This window comes from Alterotamlana spongicola (genome assembly GCF_035818475.1).
GTDB lineage: Bacteria > Bacteroidota > Bacteroidia > Flavobacteriales > Flavobacteriaceae > Cognatitamlana.
This window is the reverse complement of sequence record NZ_JAYMGV010000001.1, coordinates 1,408,255-1,432,264: the sequence shown is the minus strand read 5'-3', so window position 1 is coordinate 1,432,264 and position 24,010 is coordinate 1,408,255. Positions and strand designations below refer to the sequence as shown.

The window sequence follows — 24,010 nt, the reverse complement described above, 5'->3', positions numbered from 1 at the left end:
TAATTTAGCAAATGTACATTATTAAGCCTGTATTTTTTTTAAATATTTCCTAATAATATCCCCAAAAAACAAAAATTATAATAATTTTAACCCATGCTTCGTAATATAGTTTCAAACGAGTTATTTATTGTATTATTAGCCATAAGCTTGTTGATTGTAGCCATGGCCAAATTAACCGCTCCCAAACGTTTTTATGATTTTATATTAGTACTTGGAAACAATAAATATTTAAAAATATATTCAAGAGACCAAAAGTTCTTTGACAGATTTGATGCACTTTTATTTGGAAACTTAATTATTGCAATATCCGTTTTCTGCTTCATTATTTATAGAATAGTTCATGAAACAGATAAGATACCTATCAATGATATGTTTAAAGTTGCTATTGGAATTGGAATTTTTATTTTAGTTAAAGTGCTTGTAGAGCGCTTAATTGGCAGCCTTTTTGAAATTGATAAATTGACGGATCAATACCTGTTTCAAAAAATAACGTTCAAAAATTATTTAGGTGTTTTACTATTACCTATTAACGCATTATTATTGTTTACTCTTGAACCCACATTAAGAGCTGTTTATTGTATTATTATTTTATTGTTAATTATTAATGTAATTGGCTTAATTAGTTCATTCAAAACACATCAAAATGTAATAAAACACAACTTGTTCTATTTTATTTTGTATCTTTGCGCTCTTGAAATTGCGCCCTATATCATTTTATATAAGGTGCTTGTTACCAAATAACACTAACTACTTTACACGCTTATGAAAGTAAAAACAATTTTAGTATCTCAGCCGGAACCTAAAATAGAAAATTCCCCTTACTTTGATTTACAACAGAAGCAACGCGTAAAAATTGACTTCAGGCCTTTTATTCATGTTGAAGGTGTATCTGCTAAAGAGATTAGACATCAAAAAATAGATTTAAATAATTATACTGCTATAATTTTAACAAGTAGAAATGCTGTTGATCATTTTTTCAGAATTGCTGAAGAAATGCGCTTTAAGGTTCCTGACACTATGAAATATTTTTGTCAGTCTGAAGCCGTTGCATACTACTTACAAAAATACGTCGTATACAGAAAGCGTAAAATTTATGTTGGTAAACGAACATTTGCAGAGCTTTCGCCTCTAATTAAAAAATATAAAGACGAAAAATTCTTATTACCAAATACAGATAAAGTAAAACCAGCCGTTCCTGATACATTAAATGCTTTAGGTGTTGATTGGAAACAAGCTACTTTTTACAAAACGGTGGTAAGTGATTTATCAGATCTGGCTAACGTATACTATGATGTTCTGGTATTCTTTAGTCCATCAGGAATAGAATCTTTATTTAAAAACTTTCCTGATTTTCAGCAAAACGACACGCGCATTGCGGTTTTTGGAAATACAACTATTAAAGCTGTTCAAGAAAAAGGATTGCGTGTAGATATTGCTGCGCCAACACCGGAAACACCATCTATGACAATGGCTTTAGAAAAATATATTGAAAAAGTAAATAAGGGTAAATAATATGAGCCTTTAATTTTATAAAAAAAGGGATGATTAAAATAATCATCCCTTTTTTATTTCTATTTATCTCATTTTACTTTTAGAACGCATAACGCTGAGGCCCACCTCGTCTAATTTCTTCACTACAATGCATTTCAAACTTTTTAAAGTTTTCTCTAAAGGCATTCGTTAATTTAAAGGCTGTAGTATAATAAGCTTCATCATTATTCCACGTGGCTCTGGGACTTAAAACACTGGTTGGTACTCCAGGGCAAGTTCTTGGTTGCGCGACTCCGAAAACAGAATGAATATGATAATCATCATAATTATATAAGCCTAAATCTCCATTGAGTACCGCGTTTATCATAGCACGTGTATACTTTAATTTCATCCTGGTTCCCACGCCATAAGGACCTCCTGTCCATCCTGTATTTATTAACCAAACATTTACTCCGGCCTCAATCATTTTTTGACTCAGCATTTCTGCATATTCCGAAGGATGTAAAGGCATAAAAGGCGCTCCAAAACAAGCTGAAAATGAAGGTACCGGCTCAACAACCCCTGCTTCAGTACCGGCCACTTTTGCGGTATATCCGGAAATAAAATGATATGCCGCCTGGCTTGGAGTTAGCTTTGAAATTGGAGGAATTACTCCAAAAGCATCTGCTGTTAAAAAGAAAATATTTTTCGGGTTTTTTCCTATGGATGGCACCTGAATGTTTTCTATATGATGTATTGGATAACTAACTCTTGTATTTTGAGTAATTGAAGTATTTTCAAAATCTACCTGGCCATCTTTATTCAATATTACATTTTCAAGAATGGCTCCTTTTTTAATCGCATCATAAATCTCCGGCTCATTATCCCTGGAAAGGTTAATCACTTTAGCATAACACCCGCCTTCAAAGTTAAAAATAGTATTTTCTTTTGTCCATCCATGTTCATCATCACCTATCAAACTTCTGTTGGGATCTGTTGATAATGTTGTTTTACCTGTTCCAGATAATCCAAAAAAGACTGCTGTATCTCCATCTTTTCCAACATTGGCACTACAATGCATAGGCAATGTGTTTTTATAAACCGGAAGAATAAAATTCAAGGCTGAAAAAATACCTTTTTTAATTTCGCCTGTATATCCCGTACCTCCAATAAGTGCTATTTTTTTTGTGAAATTCAAAATAGCAAAATTATGTTGTCTTGTCCCATCCTCATCCGGCTCTGCTAAAAAGCCCGGGGCATTAACAACTGTCCACTCCGGATCAAAGTTTTCCAGGTCTTCATCCGTAGGACGTAGAAACATATTATATGCAAATTGATTGCTCCATGGGTATTCATTGATCACGCGAATATTAAGCTTATAATTCTCATCAGCACAAGCATAGCTATCTCTAACAAAAACCTCCTTACCAGATAAATACTCAGTTACTTTTCTGTATAATTTATCAAATTTTTCAGGTTCAAAGGGAATATTAATATCACCCCACCAAATACGGTCTTGGGTAACACTATCTTTGACTATAAATCTATCTTTAGGAGACCTCCCTGTAAACTCTCCAGTGTTCACTGCTAAAGCACCTGACGAAGCTTCAACTCCAATGCCTTTATCTATGGATTTTCCATGTAAGTCATCAGGAGGTAGCTGGTAGTTAATCTTAGCGTTTGTAATTCCATATTGATCCAACGAAATCGTTTTCGTAAACTGGCCGTAATTACTCATAATAGTTTGATAAAATATTGTTTATCGCGCAAAATTAATATAATTATTTTAAACTCCTTCTTTTTTTTAAGCTGATTTAATGCTTGATTTTTAAGAAGTTCACTAGCAACACAAGCCATCCTAAAATAAAAAGTAATCCTCCAATTGGAGTAATAAATCCAACCGTTTTAAAGTCAAAAACCGTTAAGGTATTTGTAGCCAGCCCATATATAGAACCAGAAAAAAATAAGACCCCAAAAACAGTCAAATAATAGATCCATTTTTTTGTTTTTAATTGAATTAAATCTGTGCTTCCAATAAATAATAAAAAAATAGCGTGATACATTTGATAACGCACTCCTGTTTCAAAAGTTTTCTGCGCCTCAATACTTATTAGCTCTTTTAATCCATGAGCACCAAAAGCTCCTATTATTATACTCAAAGCTCCAAAAATTGAGGCCGTAATTAATATTGTTCTGTTCATATTTAATTAAATTATTCTCAATAAAAAGATATTTTATTTATTAATTTCGTAATCAGAAAAGTCGTTTTTTCGTTTTACCAATAAAAACAAAATTACTCAACAAAACTCAATATGCGAAACGTTTTAATCATAGGATCTGGAAAATCTACATCATATCTTTTAAAATATCTACTTGACAAATCTGTTTCTGAAAAACTATTTATAACGGTTGGTGATTTAAACATTGAAAATGCTAATAAACTAATTAACAACCACCCCAACGCCAACGCTATAATGTTGGATATTTTTGATAACGATTCAAGAATTCCTGCCATTCAAAACTCTGACATTGTTATTTCAATGCTTCCGGCTCACCTGCATATTGAAGTTGCAAAAGATTGCATTTTATTAAAAAAACATATGGTTACGGCATCTTATATAAGCCCTGAAATGCAAGCTTTAAATGAAAAAGCTAAAACAAACGGACTTATATTCATGAACGAAATTGGGGTAGACCCGGGGATTGACCATATGAGTGCCATGCAAGTCTTAGATAGAATTCGTGAACAGGGCGGAAATATTATCCTATTTGAATCTTTTACAGGAGGTTTAGTAGCTCCTGAAAGCGATACTAATTTATGGAACTACAAATTTACCTGGAATCCCAGAAATGTTGTTATAGCCGGTCAGGGTGGTGCAGCAAAATTTTTACAGGAGGGCACTTATAAATACATTCCTTACAACCGCTTGTTCAGGCGTACTGAGTTTTTAGAAATTGAGGAATATGGACGCTTTGAGGTTTATGCAAACAGAGATTCATTAAAGTATCAAAACGCTTATGGCTTGAATGATATAAAAACACTATATAGAGGCACTATGCGCCGTGTTGGCTTTAGCAAGGCATGGAATATTTTTGTGACACTCGGAATGACTGATGACAGCTATACCATTGATGATAGTGAAAATATGAGCTATCGAGATTTTGTAAATGCTTTTTTGCCTTATAGCCCATCTGACTCTGTGGAATTAAAACTAAGGCATCAGTTAAAAATTGATCAGGATGATATTATTTGGAATAAACTTATAGATCTTGATATATTTAGTGCAAAAAAGCGTGTAAACCTTAAAAAAGCTACTCCCGCCCAAATTCTTCAAAAGATACTCATGGATAGTTGGCAACTTGCTCCCAATGACAAAGATATGATTGTAATGTATCATAAATTTGGATATGAATTGCATGGGAAAAAGTATCAAATAGATGCTAATATGGTGGTTATTGGAGAAAACCAAACCTATACAGCTATGGCAAAAACTGTAGGCCTACCTGTTGCTATAGCAGCCTTGTCTATATTAAACAAAAAAATAACAACTCCAGGTGTTCAAATTCCTATTTCAAAAGAAATTTACAAGCCTATTTTAGCCGAACTGAACACCTATGGTATTACTTTTAGAGAACAGGAAGTTCCTTATCTGGGTTACAACCCTTTAAGCAATTAAGATACTAAATGATATTTTCTCAACAAACACACTGATTACCAATTAATTACGTTTTGAAAATCAAAACAAGCATTAAGTACTTCAAAATAAATCATTCCATAATTGTTGATTTACACATATTATAGTTACAGTTTTAAATCAAATTGTTATTTTTACCCAGTAAATCATAACACTGATGAAAAAAAAACACAAAGTAATTACCATTGATGGTATAGATAAAAAAATACTACGCGTGCTAACTGAAGATGCAAGAACACCAATATTAGAGATTGCCAGGAATGTTGGTATTTCAGGTGCTGCCATACATCAACGTTTGCGAAAACTGGAAAAATCTAAACTTTTTAACGGCTCAAAATTTATATTGAACCCTAAAGTATTAGGCTATTCTACAACAGCCTTTGTTGGTATTTACCTTGATAAAGCGGCCAATACTGACGACGTTTTAAGAGCTTTAAAACGCTTCCCTGAAGTATTAGAATGTCATTATACTACCGGAAATTACAACTTATTTATTAAGCTTTTGGCCTTAGACAATGAACACCTTATGCATTTATTAAATAAGAACATACAATCCATTGAAGGTGTTTTAAGAACAGAATCCCTTATTTCTTTAGACCAACAAATTGACAGGCAAATACTTGTATAATTTATGGAATTAACAAGATCATGCAGGTCATAATAATATCTCATATCATTAAAATAAAAGTCCCAGGTTATTATAGCCTGGGACTTTTATTTTTGGTATTATATTGATTAATCTTCTATTTCATTTTTAACAACCAGGAACGCACATCCACTTCTTGCTTAATAATGTGTCTTAAGTCCTCAATTTTAACACGTTCCTGTTCCATAGAATCTCTATGTCTGATAGTAACTGTATGATCTTCTAAAGTATCATGATCTACAGTAATACAAAACGGTGTTCCATTAGCATCCTGTCTTCTGTAACGTCTTCCTACGGCATCTTTTTCATCATAAATGATATTAAAATCCCATTTTAAATCTTCTACTATTTGCCTTGCAACATCCGGCAAACCATCTTTCTTTACCAAAGGTAGAATGGCAGCTTTAACCGGAGCTAAAACACTAGGTAATTTTAAAACGGTTCTTGTTGTTCCGTTTTCTAATGCTTCTTCCTGTAACGCATTTGAAAACACCGCCAAAAACATTCTGTCTAAACCTATTGATGTTTCTAACACATAAGGCACATAGCTCTTATTTTCCTCATGATCAAAATATTGTAATTTTTTTCCTGAGTATTCTTCGTGCGCTTTTAAATCAAAATCTGTTCTTGAGTGAATCCCTTCTAATTCTTTAAACCCAAACGGAAACTTAAACTCTATATCAGCTGCAGCGTCAGCATAATGCGCTAGCTTTTCGTGATCATGAAAACGGTAATTATCTGCCCCCATTCCTAAGGACAAGTGCCATTTTAACCGGGTTTCTTTCCAATGTTTGTACCATTCTTTTTGAGTTCCGGGTTTAATGAAAAACTGCATTTCCATTTGCTCAAACTCGCGCATTCTAAAAATAAATTGTCTTGCAACAATCTCATTTCTAAAAGCTTTTCCCGTTTGTGCAATTCCAAAAGGAATTTTCATGCGCCCTGTTTTCTGAACATTTAAAAAGTTCACAAAAATCCCTTGTGCGGTTTCAGGTCGTAAATATAAATCCATCGCAGTATCTGCAGAAGCCCCCAGTTTAGTACCAAACATCAAATTAAATTGCTTGACGTCTGTCCAATTTTTACTTCCTGTTAACGGATCGGCAATGCCCAGTTCTTCAATCAACGCTTTTACATCGGCTAAATCCTCATTCTCTAAAGATTTTGCCATTCTGGAAAGAATACTGTTTATCTTTTCCTGATAGCCAATAACACGTCCATTGGTTGAAATAAATTCGTCTTTATTAAAAGCATCTCCAAAGCGTTTTGCAGCCTTTTTTACTTCCTTATCTATTTTAGCTTCAATTTTAGCACAATAATCTTCAATTAAAACATCTGCTCTGTAACGCTTTTTAGAATCTTTGTTATCTATCAACGGGTCATTAAACGCATCAACATGCCCTGAGGCCTTCCAGGTAGTAGGGTGCATGAAAATTGCAGCATCAATACCTACAATATTCTCATTCATTTGCACCATGGCTTTCCACCAGTAGTCTCTTATATTTTTTTTTAATTCTGCACCGTTTTGTGCGTAGTCATAAACCGCACTTAAACCATCATAGATTTCACTGCTCTGAAAGACATATCCGTACTCCTTTGCATGTGAAATTACCTTCTTAAATTTATCGTCTTGATTTGCCATAGGTGCAAAAATAAAAAACCGCTATTAAACTAATAGCTTGTTTCCCAAAAAATAAACTCAGATTCAATTTATTTTTTAATTAAGTTTACAGGTGCCTTTTTTTCTAATCCATGTTTAAGTCTCTTGTTAATTTATTCTTTCCTAAAGTGTGTCATGCCTGTATGAGCTTACTGAATGACCGTGAAGACACTATTTGTCTGAACTGCAGACATGATTTACCTATTACCAATTTTCATTTTGAAAATAATCAAAGTGTGCCCAAAGTGCTTTACGGACGTTCTAAGATTGAAAATGGAACGGCGCTTTTCAGGTTTGAAAAAAAAGGGATTGTACAACAACTTATCCATAACCTAAAATACAAAAATCATGAGCATATAGGGTTTGTTTTAGGGAATTGGCTGGGAGGGGAATTAAAAACTATTGATGCTTATAAAACTATTGATGTTGTTATTCCTGTTCCTTTACATAAAAATAAACTTAAAAAAAGAGGCTACAATCAGGTTGCTAAATTTGGACAACAAATTGCTGAAGCTTTAGACGCCGGTTATGTTGATGATGTGCTTTTAAAAGTTACAAATACCAAATCACAGGTAACTAAAAAGCGGTTTGCCCGCTGGGGTGACAATACTGAACTATTTACCATTGATAACCCCCATATTATTGAAAGCAAACATATTTTACTGGTAGATGACATTATTACCACAGGCGCTACAATTGAAGCTTGTATTACCGCTTTAAATGAAGTGAAAAATATAAAAATAAGTGTGGCTACCATGGCAATAGCCTTATGAGTTACTCGTTATATCTTTAAAAATTATGTAGGTTTGTAAAAATTTAAAATTGTTGATGAACAAAACCTTTTCAAATTTTATTTTAGTCTTTGTTTTTGGCCTTATTTTAATAAGTTGTGCTAACCGTGGTAATCCGGAAGGAGGGCCAAAGGATGAAACACCTCCAGTTATTCTTTCATCAAAGCCAGAAAATTTTTCTACCAATTTTACAGGAAATGAAATCGAAATTAACTTTGATGAGTATATAAAAATTAAGGACCTTTCAAAACAACTTATTATCTCTCCTCCTATGAAAACACAGCCCGAAGTTACGCCTTTGGGAAGTGCCAGTAAAAGAATTACCATAAAAATATTTGACACTTTACCGCCAAATTCTACTTACGCTTTTAATTTTGGAAACAGTATTCAAGATAACAATGAAGGAAACCCATATCCCTATTACAGGTATGTGTTTTCTACCGGTGATTATATTGATTCACTTTCTGTGAAAGGCAATATAATAGATGCTATTAACAAAGAACCTGAAACTTTTGTTAATGTTGCTTTATATGAAGTAGACTCTACATTCACAGACTCTGTAGTGTTTAAAGAGGTGCCTAAGTATATTACTAACACATTGGATAGCGTCACAACCTTTTCTATTGACAATATTAAAGCAGGGAAATACATGTTAATGGCCCTTAAAGACGGTAATGGTGACAACAAATTTCAGCAAAAAACGGATCAAATTGCCTTTTATAACAGTTTTATTGAAGTTCCGACAGATTCAACATATACCTTAAAATTATTTTCTGAAGAGCTAGATTTTAAGGCAACACGACCCCGGCTTTTGACTGGCGAGAAAATTGCTTTTGGATACGAAGGTGATTCTAAGGATATGGCAATAAAAATATTATCTGAAACCCCTCCTGAATTTGAATACCGTATTACAAAAGATGAAAAGGCAGATACTTTAAATTATTGGTATAAACCCAGATTAGAAGTAGATTCTCTTAATTTTAAAGTATCACACCCTAATTTTGAAAAAGATTTTACGGTAAGAATCAGCAAACAAAAAAGAGATTCTTTAATTATTTCTCGAGTACCAGATGGCGTTATTGGCTTTAACGAAGATTTTAAAATTTCAGGAAGCACACCTTTTGTTAGTTTAGATGCATCAAAAATCACGATACTGGATAAAGACTCTACGGCAGTAGGTTTTACCAATACATTTGATACTATAACAAATACCTACTCATTCAGTTTTGATAAAACCGAAGATAATAATTATAATATTGAAATATTACCCGAAGCCTTCACAGATTTCTTTGACAAAAAGAACGACACCATAAACTATGCACTTAGAACAAAAAAGTCATCTGATTTTGGCTTTGCAAGGTTTACCCTGGCAAACGCTAAATACCCACTTATTATTCAGTTAACAGATAACAAGGGCGTAGTTAAAAATGAGGCCTATGCCTCTCAGGAAGGTATTGTTGACTTTTTTAACCTAAGACCGGCCACATATTCCATTAGAATAATACACGATGCCAACGGCAACAAAAAATATGACGCTGGTAATTACCTAAAAAAAATACAACCTGAAAACGTTAGTTATTTTGATGACATTGAAATTAGAGCAGATTGGGGTATACAGGAAACTCTTCGGTTTAATTAAGCGTAAATACATCTCTATCGTTTAAGAACTTCAATTTATTTCTATACGATTCAATGTGTCTTTTTTCTAAAGAAACCAGTTCAATGTGCTCTTCACCAGGTTTAAATGTTGTCATTTCATTACCTAATACATCATACACCCCGGAATGACCTGAGTATTCACTATGGACGCCATCTACACCAACCCGGTTAACCCCAATACAATATGACATATTTTCAATAGCACGGGCTTTTAACAAGGCATCCCATGCTGAAACTCTGGGTTTTGGCCAATTTGCCACATAAATCAAGACATCATAATCTTCAGTATTTCTGGCCCAAACCGGAAATCGAAGGTCATAACAAATTAAAGGACATATTTTCCAGCCTTTATAATCAATAATATTTTTTTCCTTTCCTGCAGTATAGATCTTATGTTCTCCAACCAAGGTAAACGTATGTCGCTTATCATAGTAGCTGGTAACTCCTGATGATTCTACAAAAAGAAAACGGTTATAGAAATTATCAGATTCAGATATCACAATACTTCCCATAATGGCACAGTTTTTTTTTGACGCCATAGTTTTCATCCATGACACCGTTTTTCCGGTCATGGTTTCTGCAACCTGTCCTGCATGCATTGTAAAACCTGTAGTAAACATTTCCGGAAGCACTATCAAGTCAACCTCTTTAGAGATAGGTTCTATTTTTTTTGTGAAATTCAGACGGTTTTGTTCGGGGTTTTCCCAAACTAAATCTGCTTGAATTAATGCTATATTTAGATAGTCTTCCATGATTATATAGTATTTAAAATCTCAGCTGCCCGTTTTAATGTATCATCCTTTTTTGCAAAACAAAAGCGCAGCATCTTATAGTCTAAGTTATTTTCATTGAATACTGATAGAGGAATAGAAGCAATACCTGCATCTTTTGTCAACTGCTTAGCATAGTTCAAATCGTACTCTTGTGTAATACCTGAATAATCCAGCACCTGAAAATAGGTTCCCTTTGACGGTTTAAAACTAAACTTTGAATCTTTAATCAAGTTTAAAAACAAATCTCTCTTTTGCTGATATAAACTTGATAATCCCATATAATGTTCTGGTTCTTGCATATAATCTGCAATACCCTTCTGTGTTGGGTGATGCACGCAGAATACACTAAATTGGTGTACCTGCATAAAAAGCTCCATCAGTGCTTTTGGAGCACAGCAGTAACCAACACGCCAACCTGTATTATGAAATGTTTTACAAAACGAAGCCACTACAAAACTTCTGGATTTTAGATCAGGAAATAAACAAGCACTTTGATGCTTTTCACCATCATAAATCATATGTTCATAAACCTCATCACTTAACACAATAATATCTGTTCCCCTAGTTATTGACTGCAGTTGCAGCATATCTTCTTTTGAAAACACCATTCCTGTTGGATTATGAGGTGTATTAATAATAACCATTTTAGTACGCTCATTTACCTTTTGCCTAACAACGTCCCAATCTACACTAAAATCCGGTGCGTGAAGTTGTACGGGAATTGCCTTTCCTCCATTAAGTGTTATTCCAGGCTCATAACTATCATAAGCCGGTTTGAAAATAATAACCTCATCACCGGGCTTTACAAATGTAGCCAGTATAGTGGAAATTGCCTGTGTTGCTCCGGCAGTCACCATTATTTCATTTTCTGGATGATAAAAGGTATCATATAAAGTGCCTATTTTTTTTGAAATGGTCTGGCGCAATTCTAAATTACCAGACATTGGAGCATATTGATTATATCCTGAATTCATAGCCTGATTTACCAGGTCTATTAGTTTTTGGTCACTATCAAAATCAGGAAAACCTTGTGACAGATTAATGGCATCATATTGCTTTGCTAAACCACTCATTACAGAAAAAATGGTAGTACCAACATCAGGAAGTTTTGAAACGTGTTGCATAACTGTAAAGATAGTAACTTCTTAAAAGAATTTACACCCCCAATCTATGCATTAACTCTTGTCTGAATGTTCGCCCTATTGGTATTTTATCTCTTCCCAAATAAATGATATTACCTGAAATTTTAGTTACAAAGACATGATTCACTATAAATGATTTATGCACCTGGATAAATTGATCTTCAGGAAGTTTGGTTCGCCAGTTTTTTAAAGTATCTATATACGATAACTTTTGACTTGTAGTAACTACGGTTATATAGTTTCTCTGGGATTCTATATAAAGAATGTCATTTAAAACAATTTTATGAAGTGTTTTATCCACATTTAAAAAAATAGTTTCGCCGTTATCTTGTGGAACATTTTTAATGGGTTCCAGTCGTTCTTTCACTTTATTAACAGCTTTTAAAAACCTATCAAAAGAAAATGGTTTTACAAGATAATCTACAATAGTATCCAGTTCAAAGCTTTCTACTGCATATTGGGGATATGCTGTTGTAACGATAATGGCCGGGGGATTTTTAACGGTTTTTATAAAGTCCAGCCCGGAAATATCGGGTAAATTGACATCCAGAAAGACCACATCTATACGTTTTGTATTTAAAAACGAATTAGCTTCAATGGCTGCCTTAAATGTGCCACACAATTCCAAACCAGGTATTTTGGCAATGAACTTTTTCAGAATGTTTTGGGCCGGAATTTCGTCTTCTATTATTACACAGGTCATTTTAAATGCAATTTCAGTTCAACTTTAAAATTTTCTTCTTTTGTAATGTGAAATTGATACTTATCTTTATAAATAAGTTCTAATCTTTTCTCCAGGTTTATCAAACCAATTTTCAAATCCCCTGTACCTGTTTTTTCTTTATCAAAATCATTTTCACAACTAAGTTTTAAGACTCCTTCTTCTACTTCTATGTGTATTTTAATCTCACTGTGCAACGTGCTATGCTTAAAGGCATTTTCTATAACGGTAATTAAAAGTAATGGCGCTATCTGGTACTGAAACGCATCTATTGATTTAGAGTATATAACTTGTTTCACTCCTTCTGTTCTTATGGTTTGAAACTTTAAATAATTATCAATAAAATGTATTTCCTTAGCTAAAGGTATAAACCGTTCATTACTTTCATACAATACATGTTTCAAATTATCAGAAAGCATTAAAATAAGCTCCGGTGTTTCATCCGGTTTTTCAATAGCATAGGAGTAAATAGTATTTAGGTTATTAAACAATACGTGGGGGTTAATCTGCGATTTTAAAAATTTCAACTCCATTTCTGCATGTTCTTTTTTAACTGTATCTATTTCCTCCTGTTTGTCAATAAACCGGTATAAAACCCAAACAAAAGAGAAGAATATTAAAGGCACCAAAGACTGCCATAAATAATCACTTAAACATTTAAAAACAGAACAACCACATTGAGCAAAAGCATAACAGTATAAAAACGTGGCCAAGGCGGATATAGTGACAAATACTAATACATATAGAACATATAGTTTCTTTTTAACAAAAAAAGGCAATAGAAAAAAGTTATTCACATATACAATGCCCATTAACAATATAAGATATTGAAGAAATGGATTGTCTTTCCAATAATAATCAGAAAATAAAAAAAGAGAAACAAAAACAAATAACATCCAGAACAGGATGTGTACTAAAATTTGAGAAATATACTTGTTTCTTAAAGTCATTTTTAAATGTAACCAGAAAAGCTAAAACCATCAAAGAATCTGTACAAAAATCGGTTTTACAGTTACCAACGTAAAATTATGCCGTTTGTAGGTGTAATATATTCGTTAGTATTATTATTCCGGTTAGCTGTCCTTTTTATTAGACTATTTCTGTTTCTGAAGTTAACTTTGATAATCATCAAAAATCATCAAATGAAACGAACAGTTATTTTATCAGCTTTTTTGCTCAGCCTGTGTTTGGGATTTTCTCAATCTGCAAACAAGCTTGTCATTGATAAAAAAGGCCATGAAATGTTGCTTGGTAGCATCAGCAAAACCGACTTAACCACTAACTCATTTAAAACCTGGTTCTCAAAAAATCACAACACCTATTTGACAAACAAAAGCATCATTAAACAACTAAAAGATTCTTTAAATCAATACAGCATTAAAGTATTTTTAGGAACATGGTGTGGCGATAGCAGGCGTGAAGTCCCCAGGTTTTATAAAGTTATTGAAGCGGCTAAATTTCCTGAAAGCCAATTACAGGTTATAGCAGTAAACAGAACATCAGAGGCTTATAAACAAAGCCCGAATGGAGAAGAGAAAGGCCTGAATATCCATAGGGTGCCTACTTTTATTTTTTACAAAAACGGAAAAGAAATTAATAGAATAGTTGAATACTCCAAATTATATAGTAGCAAACCGTTTAAATTATTTACTTAATACAAAATCTATTGCAGAATTAAAGCTTGATGAAACTAATCTGGTTTCAAAATTTGCTGAATTTGTTAAGGGAAGTAAAGAATTAAACACCTACGGATATTCCTTATTATTCTCAGGCCAAACAGAGAAAGCATTATACGTTTTTGATTTAAATTCAAAACTATTTCCTTACAACCACAATGTTTATGACAGTTTGGGAGAAGCTTATTTGAAAGTAGAACACCCCAAAGAAGCCTTAAAAAACTATTATAAGATACTAAGTTTAAACCCTGAAAACAAAAATGCCCGTGATATGGTTGAAAAAATTAAAAATAACATTTAAACAATATTCATTTTTTTCAGGAGGAAAGAGGCATTCATATTTTGACAGATGCCTTGCTTCAATTTATAATCAAAATAAAGCTCATCATCTATTATTTCTGCATCAAAATAATAATTTTTAACAGCTTTTAGCTCCTGTTCTATCTCACATAAACTTAAATCGTGGGTAGCAATAATTCCTGTTGCTCCTGTCCCTACTAATTTTTCAACAAACTTTCTTGATCCTATGGCTTTATCTGTACTGTTAGTGCCTTTTAAAATCTCATCCAATACAATAAAATATGGCTCTTTTTGAATGGCATCAACAATATACTTCAATCGTGTTAATTCTGAAAAGAAGTAGGAACTATCATCAGTCAGTGAATCTGACGTTCGCATACTGGTAATTAGTTTTACCGGTGCATATTGGCTGGATTTTACACAAACAGGTAAGCCTGCATTGGCCATTACTATATGCAGAGACACCGTTCTTAAAAAGGTACTCTTTCCTGCCATATTGGCTCCGGTGACTATAAAAAACTGTTCGTTTTCAATGTTTAAATCACTGGTAATCCGTTTTTCTTTATTAAGCAGTGGATGTCCTAAACTCTTAGCTTTTATCACCGGGCCACCTTCCAATAGTTCCGGGAATACAAAATGAGGATGATTATAAGCATAATTCCCTAAAGCATTATAGGCATCAAAAAAGGACACTACATCAAACCAATCTGAAACCGTATGGGCATAATGTTGAATCCAATGTTCTATTTGATAGCTGTTTTTCAAATCGGTTAAAAAGAAACCATTGCCAAAAATGGCGCCAATAATATTATTACGATTATCCAGAGCATCCAGGTATTTTGAAAATGCTCTGAAAATTTCAGAAGCCTTTTTATCTCCGGATTGTATTTGCTTTTGTTTTTGTTGTAATAATGTTGAAGTGAAGGTCTCATTTTCAATCAAATCCAGCAATAGCGCATACTGTCTAAATGTATCTCTAACCTTATCCGTATTTGAAGCTAACACATTTATCTTTTTAAGATACCTGCCTGTGAAGCCCAAACCAACTAATAGCCAATACCCTATTAAAGCCTGATTGGTTATCATATTGAAATAGGTAAGTACAAACATAAAAATGGTCAGAATACCGAAAACTAAAGGCAACCATAACATAACTTTGGGTAGAAATGATTGATGGTTCTGTAACCACTTTATAATCTGTTTTGCCGGGGTTTCCACCTCAACTAAATTGGAGGTTGCCGAATAATACTGTCGCCATTTTGGTTTAGAACTCAGTTCTTTAATAGCTTCTTGCCTGGATTGGATATCATTTATATTATTGGCCTTTAAAGCTTCTGCCAGTTTAAAGCTTCCCTCCTTTATGGTTGTTCTATTTATGTATTGAAAAAATGAGCCCCGACCAAACAAATCGATATCTAAACTGTAAAAGTGATTAGGATCCTGAAATTGCATCCCCCTCTCTCGATGATGAAAATTACCGGCAGCTATTTTAATTTCTTCTTTATTAATATCTACCAGCTTTTTATTAAACTCACATGCTCTTTTAACATCTGTGTATTTAGACAGTAAATAAACAAATGCAATAACACCAAAAATACCAACTGGTGCTGCTATTTGCCATTGAGTAAAAAACATATAGACACCAAAGCCCGTTGCTAAAAACACCAATAAACGTAAGATGCTTAATGTTGTCATTTGTTTATTGAGCAGTTTGACTTTTGATTGATATTCTTCTAAATAATTATGATAGTATTTTAAATGATCCATTATAGTTTTATTACGGAGTAAAGAAACAAAAAAGCCCTGAAATACATCAGAGCTTATATCTTGTGTTTTATGTATGTATTAATCTCTGGATAAGAAAATGCTGATCACATACCAAAATAATAACATTAATGAGGCAAACAATCCTAATGCTGCAGGAATATAATCCTCATTAGAATACTTATGCACCATATTAGAGGTTTGATATAGTATAGAACCTGCAGCAAGTGCACACATGCCTACAGAGAACCAAAGTCCTAAGTTGAATCCAAACAATACTCCGGCTAAAATCAGTCCTAAAGCAATAAAAAACCCAACAGTTAATGCCGACCTTAAAAAAGAAAAGTCCTTTTTAGTCACTAAAACAATAGCTGAAAGCCCTGTAAATAATGATAACGTTACTATTGCAGCCTGATTTAATAAATCAAAACTACTTGTATATGCTATAGCGATATAAATTAGCGGTACAAAAATAAAGGCCTCAGCAAGAATATAAAGTCCGTATGCCAGATATTGTTTATTCTTATCCGGGGTTTTAAGCGCCATACCCTCAGCATAATTGGTAATAAACATAAAACCTCCCAACATGAGTAACCAACGCCAACCCTGTGTCATGGACAAGGCAAAATCAACAATAACTTCACTTTGAAGTAATAGGTATTCAAATAAAATAAAGACTAAAACACCACCGGCTACATGCGAATAGGTTTTTTTATAAAAAGCTACTTTATCGGCTTCAGACAGTTGACTTACTACAACTTTATTTTCAATCATATTTTCCATAAAAGTTTAATTAGGGTTATTTTCTTACCACCAAGATATAAAAAAGCCCTGAAAGGATTCAGAGCTTTTTCTTTTTATTTATCTCAATAATTTTAATCTCTACCACCAAACACCTGAAGTGCCCAATATAACAAATTGGCCAAAGCACCTATTGCTGCTACCAAATAGGTTCTTGCAGCCCATTTAAGAGCATCTTCTGAACCTTTATACTCTTCTTGAGACACCATATTTTTATTCTTTAACCAGGCTAGTGCTCTGTTACTGGCATCATATTCTACAGGTAGAGTTATAAAGCTAAACAGTGTAGCAAACCCCATAAATACAACACCTAAAACAGCGACCCACCATCCTAGTCCCATTCCGGCAGCTCCTCCTAAAACCAGGCCTCCAATAATTAGCCATTGAGACATCCCGGAGGTTACACTTACCATTGGCACTAAGGTAGAACGCATTTGCAACCAATTATAAGCCTGAGCATGTTGTACAGCATGTCCGCATTCATGAGCTGCAACCGCTGCCGCTGCTGCATTGCGTTGACTATAAACCGCTTCACTTAAATTAACTGTTTTGTTTCTTGGATTGTAATGGTCTGTCAAACGGCCCGGAGTTGAAATAACTTCAACATCAGTAATGCCGTGATCTGCCAACATTTTTTCAGCTATTTCTCTACCACTCATCCCATTGCGCAAATGCACTTTTGAGTATTTTTCAAACTTACGTTTAAGCGTATTACTAACGGCCCAGCTTACTAATGCTATAGCTCCTATTAATATATAATATCCTATCATTGCTACTTTTTTTTAATTCTAATTTCTTCTAGTAAAGATAGCAAAAATAACGCCAAGGTTTTAATGTGAAAATTTGTCAGTATAGCCCTTGAAATTTATTCTGTTTCTAAATTTACCTACTCATTTTTGGACATAAAAAAACGTCTGAATCTTAGTTAAGATTCAGACGTTATATTAACACTTCAGTAAATATGCTATTAACCCATTTCCATATCAAAGGCCTCAGCAATCTCTTTATATACAATCTTACCTTTTAATATATTTAAGCCTTTTGACAAAGGTGCACTGTTTTCACAGGCTTGTTCCCAACCTTCATTTGCCAGTTTAATAACATAAGGTAATGTTACGTTAGTTAATCCAACTGTAGATGTATAAGGTACTGCCCCCGGCATATTTGCGACAGAATAGTGTACCACATCATCTATAATATAGGTAGGTTCTTCGTGCGTTGTTGGTCTTGTTGTTTCAAAGCATCCGCCCTGGTCTACAGCAACATCAACAATTACAGTACCCGGACGCATGTCTTTTAACATGTCTCTGGTGATTAGCTTAGGTGCTTTTGCTCCTTTTATTAATACACCGCCAATGATTAAATCGGTTTTTGGTAAGTGTCTTCTAACATTGTATTCGCTGGAAAACTCAGTATTAACATTAGCAGGCATAATATCAGCAATGTAACGCAACTGCTTCATATTAATATCCATTATGGTAACGTTGGCACCTAAACCGGCAGCCATTTTTGCGGCTTGAATTCCAACAACACCACCACCTAAAACCATAACATGCGCTGGAGGTACACCTGGTATGCCTCCTAGCAAAATACCACGTCCTTTAATTGGTTTTTCAAGATACTTAGCGCCTTGCTGAATGGACATTCTACCGGCCACCTCAGACATTGGAACTAATAATGGTAGAGAACCATCAGCGTCTTCAACCGTTTCATATGCTATACAAATAGCCTTGCTTTCAATCATAGCTTTAGTTAACACCTCACTTGAAGCAAAATGGAAATAGGTAAACACCACCTGATCTTGCCTGATCAATTTATACTCCGGCTCTATAGGTTCTTTTACTTTTACGATCATTTCGGCTGCTTTATAAACCTCCTCTATAGTATCAAGTATAGTGGCACCAGCTTTCACGTAATCTTCATCAAAAAATCCACTGTTAAATCCTGCATTCTTTTGAACGAATACTGTATGATTTCTTTTAGTAAGCTCAAACACACCAGAGGGTGTCATACCTACTCTATTCTCATTGTTTTTAATCTCAATAGGAACACCAATTTTCATAAACGTCGTATTTTAATATTTTGTAAGTTGAAAAATAAGTGCAATATTATAACAAATGATTTAATAATAATTTAAAAAGACACCTTTAATTATTAAATCCATAATTAATTTAACGTTTTTTTATGATTTTGTGAAACTTATAACAATTTTATAAATTCTTGATTTTAAAACAAGAACTATTGCTCATTAGAAAATATAATTATGTTATTAGTGCTTTCTGTATTTAATTTTAAAATACATCAATAAAAAAGAAGACACAATAGTGATACTGTTTGCAAATATCATAGAAGGGCTATGCATTAAAAACCCATAAACCAACCACATAGTAATGCCTATGAAAAATATAACCAGCATAGGCAGAGATAAACTGGATACATCCTTGGTTTTCCAGGTTTTATAGACCTGTGGAAGAAAAGCTGCCGTTGTTAAAACTGCTGCTATAAAACCAATAAGTTCTGTATAGTTCATAGTGTTACTATATTAATTGGGCGTTCCCCAAGGGTCGGGCTATTTGTTTCAAGTCCGCGCTCGTTCCTCGCTGTGGGCTTTACACGACTATCCCTAACGCAAAAAAAATCATACTAACGAAGAAGCTTGGTAAGCCATTTATTTTAAAAAGATTGCCGCGTCGTACCTCCTCGCAATGACATTCTTACATTGTATTACGTCCAACAAGGAGAAATAATACAATTACCAGATATCTCTTTTAATTCTTCTTGTGATATCTAATCTAACTTTATTTCATACATAATACACTAATGAATCTGTCTTAACAAGGAATATGAATATAGTAACGTTATAACGGTCATTAAACAGATTGCCACCTTGTACCTCCTCGCAATGACGTTAGCCAACAATATTCACAATTTTCCCGGGAACTACAATCACTTTTTTAGGGGTTCTACCCTGTAATTGCTCCTGGGTTTTTTCGTTAGCCAAAACGGCTGCTTCAATAGCGTCTTTACTCATATCTAATGGCAATTCCATAGTAAAACGCATTTTACCATTAAAAGAAATGGGATAGTTTTTACTACTTTCCACTAAATGGCTTTCATTAAATTCAGGAAATGGAACTGTAGCGATAGAACCTTCATTCCCTAAAGCTTCCCAAAGTTCTTCAGCTATATGCGGCGCATAAGATGAAATTAACACTAATAATGGTTCCAGGATCTCTTTGCTATTACATTTTTGGGCTGTTAACTCATTAACCGCTATCATAAAGGTTGATACTGATGTGTTGAATGAAAAATTCTCAATATCTTCCTGAACCTTTTTAATGGTTTTATGTAATGTTTTTAAGTTGTCTTTAGTTGGTATTGCATCCGTAACTTTTAATCCGTTATCATCAATATACAATTTCCAAAGTTTTTTAAGGAAGGAATGCACACCGGTAATCCCAGCCGTATTCCATGGCTTGTATTGCTCTAAAGGCCCTAAGAACATTTCATACAAACGTAGACTGTCTGCTCCGTAATCTGTAACAATATCGTCTGGATTAACGACGTTAAACCAACGTTTGGACATTTTTTCAACTTCTCTACCAACTATATATTTTCCTTCTTCCAATATAAACTCAGCGTCATTAAATTGTGGTTGCCATTTTTGCAATGCTTCAATATTAATTTCATCTGAAGCATTAACCATATTAACATCAACCCTAAGTTCTTCTACATCATAAGTACCTTTTAATCCTTTAGAAACATATTTATTGGTTCCTGATATTCTATAAACTATAGCACTCGTCCCCAAAATCATTCCCTGATTGATCAATTTTTTAGCAAACTCATCATGGTTTACATAGCCTTTATCAAACATAAATTTTTGCCAAAAGCGAGAATACAATAAATGCCCTGTAGCATGCTCAGACCCTCCAATATACAGATCTACCTGTTGCCAATAATCTATAGCTTCTTTTGAAAAGATAGCTTCGTCATTATTAGGATCCATATAACGGTTAAAATACTGTGAGCTTCCTGCCCAACCCGGCATGGTGTTAAGTTCAAGAGGGTAAATACCGTTGTGAGATTCCTCGTCACGAGTTCCTCGTTCTGTCGGAATGACAAGATCGTTTGAAACTACCTGGTTGGTATTGGTATCCCAGGCCCAAACGGTAGCATTCCCTAATGGCGGCTCACCGGTTTCAGTTGGTAAATATTTTTCCACTTCAGGCAATTCAATAGGTAAATATTTGGCATCGATCATTTGCGGCATCCCATTGACATAATATACCGGAAATGGTTCGCCCCAATAACGCTGACGAGAAAATACCGCATCACGCAAACGGTAATTGGTTTTTCCTTCACCTTGTCCTAATTGCTCCAATTCATAAATAACACGTTTAGTGGCTTTTTTATAGTTCATGCCGTTAATGAAATCACTATTAGCAATAACGGTTTTGTCTTTATCGGCAAAGGCTACTTCTGAGATATCGATCCCCTCAAAAATATTGGGGATATCTATCCCGAAATGCTTAGCAAAATCGTAATCCCGTTGATCACCACAGGGCACCGACATCACCGCTCCGGTACCGTAACCGGCTAAAACATAATCACCAATCCAAATTGGAATAGGTGCTTTAGTAAACGGATGCTCTGCATAAGCCCCTGTAAATGCGCCCGTAATTGTTTTAACATCGGCCATTCTGTCACGCTCACTGCGTTTTGCTGTAGCTTCAATATAGGCTTCAACCTCAGCCTTTTGATCTGGTGTTGTAATCTTAGACACCAATTCATGTTCCGGAGCCAGGGTCATAAAACTCACTCCAAAAATGGTATCTGGGCGAGTGGTAAAGACTTCAATTTTATGAGACTCTTCGACTGCGCTCAGAGTGACATCAGTATTTTCATTATTGGCAGATTGCTTTGCTTCACTCGCAATGACGTTGAACGCCACTGAAGCTCCAACCGACTTCCCAATCCAGTTACGTTGACTTTCTTTTAATGAACCTGTCCAGTCAATAGTATCCAACCCTTGAAGTAAGCGCTCTGCATAGGCTGAAATACGCATACTCCATTGTGTCATTTTCTTTCTAACTACCGGATGTCCGCCGCGTTCTGAAACGCCATTTACTATTTCGTCATTGGCTAAAACCGTTCCTAATGCCGGACACCAATTAACTTCTGTTTCGGCTAAATAAGTTAACCTGTATTGTAACAGGATGCTTTGCTGCTCCTTTGATGAAAAGTTATTCCATGCTTCAGCTGTAAACAGCTCAATATCATCATCACAAGCTGCGTTTATATTAGCATTCCCTTCTGTTTCAAAGATTTTGATCAATGCTGAAATAGCTTCTGCTTTATTGGTATCATAATTGAACCATGATTCAAACAGCTGAATAAAAATCCATTGTGTCCATTTGTAATATTTTGGATCTGAAGTACGTACCTCACGAGACCAGTCAAAAGAAAACCCTATTTGATCCAATTGCCTTCTATAAGTAGCAATATTTTCTTTAGTAGTAATAGCAGGATGCTGTCCGGTTTGAATGGCATATTGTTCTGCCGGCAATCCAAAACTATCATAGCCTTGAGGATGCAGTACATTAAAGCCCTGGTGACGTTTATAACGCGCATAAATATCAGAGGCTATATACCCTAATGGATGCCCCACATGTAAACCTGCTCCACTGGGATAAGGAAACATATCCAAAACATAGTATTTGGGTTTGTCACTTTTGTTTTCAGCTTTAAATGTTTGGTTTTCTGCCCAATATTTTTGCCATTTGGCCTCAATTTCGTTGAAATTGTACTTCATTATCATCCTTATTTAAGAAGTTGCAAATTTACGTTTTAATTGGAAATAGGGCAGCGTAATACATAAAAAAAGCGTTACCCGGATATTTGTAAAATAATACGTTTACTTTTGGCATCTATTCAAACAAACAGCAGGCACCCTTTGACTAAAAGCAATATTATAAAAGCGCATTTGGCTTTGTTTGGCACTAATACTATTTATGCCATCAACCATTTTGTGGCAAAAGGCATTATGCCCGACAAGCTTAGCCCCACTCCTTTTGTTTTATTTCGGGTTTTAGGTGCCGGAGCTTTGTTTTGGTTCATTAAAACATTCATTAAAGAAAAAATACAAAAGAAAGATATCTTCAGGCTTGTACTTTGTGGACTTTTTGGAGCTTCCTGTAATCAGCTGTTCTTTTTTCACGGGTTAAGTTTAACTTCTCCTATTGACACTGCAATCATTATGACCTCAGCACCAGCTGTTGTTTTTATTTTAAGTATGATTGCCCTAAAGGAGAAAATAACTAAAAGCAAATTAATTGGTTTAAGTATTGGTGCAATTGGAGCCCTTGGGCTGGTTTGGTACGGTCAAGTAGCTGAAGGTTCCAGTAGCTTTTCAGGCAACCTTTTTATTTTTATGAATGTTTTATTCTACTCCCTTTACCAAGTCATTGTTAAACCTTTAATGAAGACATACCATTTTATAACAATTATTAGCTGGGTGTTTTTATTTGGACTGGTGTTTTTAATTCCGTTTGGGATAAATGATGTTCTGTACCATACTAACTACGCCCTTTTTGATTTTAATACCTATATGGTTATTGTATATGTTATTGTGTTCACTACATTTTTAACATTCTTGTTTAATATTTATGCGCTTCGGTATGTTTCGCCATCAATAGCAGGAAGCTACACCTACGTACAACCTGCTGTAAGCTTTATAATTGTTCTGTTTTTGTCATTGGCTCTGGGTAATGATACTTACAATGACGATATCAATATGGTTAAACTAATAAGCTGTTTTCTTGTAATTATTGGTGTCTATTTAATTAGTAAAAACCCAAAGACCACAACCTAATCTGTCATATCTTAACAACATTATTGAGATGTTTTAGT

The 24,010-nt window shown here is 34.3% G+C and carries 22 protein-coding genes; 9 read left to right on the top strand and 13 right to left on the bottom strand.

Annotation, left to right across the window (positions count from 1 at the left end):
• Window positions 1–93 precede the first annotated feature (93 nt).
• Together VOI54_RS06290 and VOI54_RS06285 are read left to right on the top strand one after the other, a co-directional pair.
• Window positions 94–741 (top strand): DUF4271 domain-containing protein, encoded by a 648-nt coding sequence (locus tag VOI54_RS06290; RefSeq protein WP_326281871.1) that lies wholly within the window; start codon window positions 94–96, stop codon window positions 739–741.
• Window positions 742–762: 21 nt separating this feature from the next.
• Window positions 763–1,512, top strand: coding sequence for a uroporphyrinogen-III synthase (locus tag VOI54_RS06285; RefSeq protein ID WP_326281870.1), 750 nt, complete (start codon window positions 763–765; stop codon window positions 1,510–1,512).
• Between the two features lie 79 nt (window positions 1,513–1,591).
• Here the strand turns inward: VOI54_RS06285 and pckA are convergent, their stop codons facing one another.
• Window positions 1,592–3,208 (bottom strand): phosphoenolpyruvate carboxykinase (ATP), encoded by a 1,617-nt coding sequence (gene pckA / locus VOI54_RS06280; RefSeq protein WP_326281869.1) that lies wholly within the window; start codon window positions 3,206–3,208, stop codon window positions 1,592–1,594.
• A gap of 76 nt (window positions 3,209–3,284) precedes the next feature.
• Entirely contained in the window at window positions 3,285–3,671 is a 387-nt protein-coding gene (locus tag VOI54_RS06275) for a DUF423 domain-containing protein (protein ID WP_326281868.1), read from the bottom strand.
• A gap of 111 nt (window positions 3,672–3,782) precedes the next feature.
• Between VOI54_RS06275 and VOI54_RS06270 the strand changes: the two genes are divergently transcribed.
• Window positions 3,783–5,147 (top strand): saccharopine dehydrogenase family protein, encoded by a 1,365-nt coding sequence (locus tag VOI54_RS06270; protein ID WP_326281867.1) that lies wholly within the window; start codon window positions 3,783–3,785, stop codon window positions 5,145–5,147.
• Window positions 5,148–5,322: 175 nt separating this feature from the next.
• On the top strand, window positions 5,323–5,793 hold the full coding sequence (locus VOI54_RS06265; RefSeq protein WP_326281866.1) for an Lrp/AsnC family transcriptional regulator: 471 nt from the start codon (window positions 5,323–5,325) through the stop codon (window positions 5,791–5,793).
• A 115-nt stretch (window positions 5,794–5,908) separates the two neighbouring features.
• Here VOI54_RS06265 and VOI54_RS06260 read toward each other — a convergent pair whose 3' ends face one another.
• Window positions 5,909–7,453 carry a glycine--tRNA ligase gene (locus VOI54_RS06260; RefSeq protein ID WP_326281865.1) on the bottom strand — a complete coding sequence of 515 codons (1,545 nt, stop codon included), beginning with the start codon at window positions 7,451–7,453 and terminating at the stop codon, window positions 5,909–5,911.
• Window positions 7,454–7,563: 110 nt separating this feature from the next.
• On the opposite strand from VOI54_RS06260, the gene VOI54_RS06255 reads away from it, so the two are divergent.
• Together VOI54_RS06255 and VOI54_RS06250 are read left to right on the top strand one after the other, a co-directional pair.
• Window positions 7,564–8,244, top strand: a complete 681-nt coding sequence (locus VOI54_RS06255; protein ID WP_326281864.1) for a ComF family protein — start codon at window positions 7,564–7,566, stop codon at window positions 8,242–8,244.
• A 55-nt stretch (window positions 8,245–8,299) separates the two neighbouring features.
• Window positions 8,300–9,901, top strand: coding sequence for an Ig-like domain-containing domain (locus tag VOI54_RS06250; protein ID WP_326281863.1), 1,602 nt, complete (start codon window positions 8,300–8,302; stop codon window positions 9,899–9,901).
• Here VOI54_RS06250 and VOI54_RS06245 read toward each other — a convergent pair.
• From VOI54_RS06245 to VOI54_RS06230, 4 genes are read right to left on the bottom strand one after another with little or no spacing between them, the layout of a single operon-like run.
• Window positions 9,894–10,673 carry an amidohydrolase gene (locus tag VOI54_RS06245; RefSeq protein ID WP_326281862.1) on the bottom strand — a complete coding sequence of 260 codons (780 nt, stop codon included), beginning with the start codon at window positions 10,671–10,673 and terminating at the stop codon, window positions 9,894–9,896. The genes VOI54_RS06250 and VOI54_RS06245 overlap by 8 nt on opposite strands.
• Window positions 10,674–10,675: 2 nt before the next feature.
• Window positions 10,676–11,818 carry a methionine aminotransferase gene (locus VOI54_RS06240; RefSeq protein WP_326281861.1) on the bottom strand — a complete coding sequence of 381 codons (1,143 nt, stop codon included), beginning with the start codon at window positions 11,816–11,818 and terminating at the stop codon, window positions 10,676–10,678.
• A gap of 31 nt (window positions 11,819–11,849) precedes the next feature.
• The gene (locus VOI54_RS06235; protein ID WP_326281860.1) at window positions 11,850–12,539 is read right to left on the bottom strand and encodes a LytR/AlgR family response regulator transcription factor; all 690 of its coding nucleotides are present in this window, start codon (window positions 12,537–12,539) and stop codon (window positions 11,850–11,852) included.
• Entirely contained in the window at window positions 12,536–13,507 is a 972-nt protein-coding gene (locus VOI54_RS06230) for a sensor histidine kinase (RefSeq protein WP_326281859.1), read from the bottom strand. The genes VOI54_RS06235 and VOI54_RS06230 overlap by 4 nt, the downstream gene beginning before the upstream one ends.
• A gap of 192 nt (window positions 13,508–13,699) precedes the next feature.
• Between VOI54_RS06230 and VOI54_RS06225 the strand changes: the two genes are divergently transcribed.
• Window positions 13,700–14,212: a thioredoxin family protein gene (locus tag VOI54_RS06225; protein ID WP_326281858.1), complete on the top strand. Its 513-nt coding sequence runs from the start codon at window positions 13,700–13,702 to the stop codon at window positions 14,210–14,212.
• Window positions 14,163–14,534, top strand: coding sequence for a tetratricopeptide repeat protein (locus tag VOI54_RS06220; RefSeq protein ID WP_326281857.1), 372 nt, complete (start codon window positions 14,163–14,165; stop codon window positions 14,532–14,534). Before VOI54_RS06225 ends, VOI54_RS06220 begins: the two co-directional genes overlap by 50 nt.
• Here VOI54_RS06220 and VOI54_RS06215 read toward each other — a convergent pair.
• The 6 genes from VOI54_RS06215 to leuS all read right to left on the bottom strand — a co-directional run bounded on the left by VOI54_RS06215 (window position 14,531) and on the right by leuS (window position 22,913).
• Window positions 14,531–16,300, bottom strand: a complete 1,770-nt coding sequence (locus VOI54_RS06215; RefSeq protein WP_326281856.1) for a MutS-related protein — start codon at window positions 16,298–16,300, stop codon at window positions 14,531–14,533. The two genes, VOI54_RS06220 and VOI54_RS06215, sit on opposite strands and share 4 nt — an antisense overlap.
• A gap of 78 nt (window positions 16,301–16,378) precedes the next feature.
• Entirely contained in the window at window positions 16,379–17,080 is a 702-nt protein-coding gene (locus tag VOI54_RS06210; protein WP_442809359.1) for a Bax inhibitor-1/YccA family protein, read from the bottom strand.
• A 92-nt stretch (window positions 17,081–17,172) separates the two neighbouring features.
• A complete protein-coding gene (locus tag VOI54_RS06205; RefSeq protein ID WP_326281854.1) occupies window positions 17,173–17,868 on the bottom strand; it encodes a zinc metallopeptidase in 696 nt (231 codons plus the stop codon).
• Between the two features lie 197 nt (window positions 17,869–18,065).
• The gene (ald, locus tag VOI54_RS06200) at window positions 18,066–19,160 is read right to left on the bottom strand and encodes an alanine dehydrogenase (RefSeq protein ID WP_326281853.1); all 1,095 of its coding nucleotides are present in this window, start codon (window positions 19,158–19,160) and stop codon (window positions 18,066–18,068) included.
• A 207-nt stretch (window positions 19,161–19,367) separates the two neighbouring features.
• Complete coding sequence (locus VOI54_RS06195) at window positions 19,368–19,628, bottom strand: SemiSWEET family sugar transporter (RefSeq protein ID WP_326281852.1); 261 nt, start codon at window positions 19,626–19,628, stop codon at window positions 19,368–19,370.
• A gap of 378 nt (window positions 19,629–20,006) precedes the next feature.
• Window positions 20,007–22,913, bottom strand: coding sequence for a leucine--tRNA ligase (gene leuS / locus VOI54_RS06190; protein ID WP_326281851.1), 2,907 nt, complete (start codon window positions 22,911–22,913; stop codon window positions 20,007–20,009).
• Between the two features lie 108 nt (window positions 22,914–23,021).
• Between leuS and VOI54_RS06185 the strand changes: the two genes are divergently transcribed.
• On the top strand, window positions 23,022–23,972 hold the full coding sequence (locus VOI54_RS06185; protein WP_326281850.1) for a DMT family transporter: 951 nt from the start codon (window positions 23,022–23,024) through the stop codon (window positions 23,970–23,972).
• Window positions 23,973–24,010: the final 38 nt, after the last annotated feature.

Excerpts from the sequence above, each read along its gene's own strand:
- VOI54_RS06290 (WP_326281871.1), top strand. The coding sequence starts at position 94 with ATGCTTCGTAATATAGTTTCAAACGAGTTATTTATTGTATTATTAGCC.
- VOI54_RS06285 (WP_326281870.1), top strand. The coding sequence starts at position 763 with ATGAAAGTAAAAACAATTTTAGTATCTCAGCCGGAACCTAAAATAGAA.
- pckA (WP_326281869.1), bottom strand. The coding sequence starts at position 3,208 with ATGAGTAATTACGGCCAGTTTACGAAAACGATTTCGTTGGATCAATAT.
- VOI54_RS06275 (WP_326281868.1), bottom strand. The coding sequence starts at position 3,671 with ATGAACAGAACAATATTAATTACGGCCTCAATTTTTGGAGCTTTGAGT.
- VOI54_RS06270 (WP_326281867.1), top strand. The coding sequence starts at position 3,783 with ATGCGAAACGTTTTAATCATAGGATCTGGAAAATCTACATCATATCTT.
- VOI54_RS06265 (WP_326281866.1), top strand. The coding sequence starts at position 5,323 with ATGAAAAAAAAACACAAAGTAATTACCATTGATGGTATAGATAAAAAA.
- VOI54_RS06260 (WP_326281865.1), bottom strand. The coding sequence starts at position 7,453 with ATGGCAAATCAAGACGATAAATTTAAGAAGGTAATTTCACATGCAAAG.
- VOI54_RS06255 (WP_326281864.1), top strand. The coding sequence starts at position 7,564 with ATGTTTAAGTCTCTTGTTAATTTATTCTTTCCTAAAGTGTGTCATGCC.
- VOI54_RS06250 (WP_326281863.1), top strand. The coding sequence starts at position 8,300 with ATGAACAAAACCTTTTCAAATTTTATTTTAGTCTTTGTTTTTGGCCTT.
- VOI54_RS06245 (WP_326281862.1), bottom strand. The coding sequence starts at position 10,673 with ATGGAAGACTATCTAAATATAGCATTAATTCAAGCAGATTTAGTTTGG.
- VOI54_RS06240 (WP_326281861.1), bottom strand. The coding sequence starts at position 11,818 with ATGCAACACGTTTCAAAACTTCCTGATGTTGGTACTACCATTTTTTCT.
- VOI54_RS06235 (WP_326281860.1), bottom strand. The coding sequence starts at position 12,539 with ATGACCTGTGTAATAATAGAAGACGAAATTCCGGCCCAAAACATTCTG.
- VOI54_RS06230 (WP_326281859.1), bottom strand. The coding sequence starts at position 13,507 with ATGACTTTAAGAAACAAGTATATTTCTCAAATTTTAGTACACATCCTG.
- VOI54_RS06225 (WP_326281858.1), top strand. The coding sequence starts at position 13,700 with ATGAAACGAACAGTTATTTTATCAGCTTTTTTGCTCAGCCTGTGTTTG.
- VOI54_RS06215 (WP_326281856.1), bottom strand. The coding sequence starts at position 16,300 with ATGGATCATTTAAAATACTATCATAATTATTTAGAAGAATATCAATCA.
- VOI54_RS06210 (WP_442809359.1), bottom strand. The coding sequence starts at position 17,080 with ATGGAAAATATGATTGAAAATAAAGTTGTAGTAAGTCAACTGTCTGAA.
- VOI54_RS06205 (WP_326281854.1), bottom strand. The coding sequence starts at position 17,868 with ATGATAGGATATTATATATTAATAGGAGCTATAGCATTAGTAAGCTGG.
- ald (WP_326281853.1), bottom strand. The coding sequence starts at position 19,160 with ATGAAAATTGGTGTTCCTATTGAGATTAAAAACAATGAGAATAGAGTA.
- VOI54_RS06195 (WP_326281852.1), bottom strand. The coding sequence starts at position 19,628 with ATGAACTATACAGAACTTATTGGTTTTATAGCAGCAGTTTTAACAACG.
- leuS (WP_326281851.1), bottom strand. The coding sequence starts at position 22,913 with ATGAAGTACAATTTCAACGAAATTGAGGCCAAATGGCAAAAATATTGG.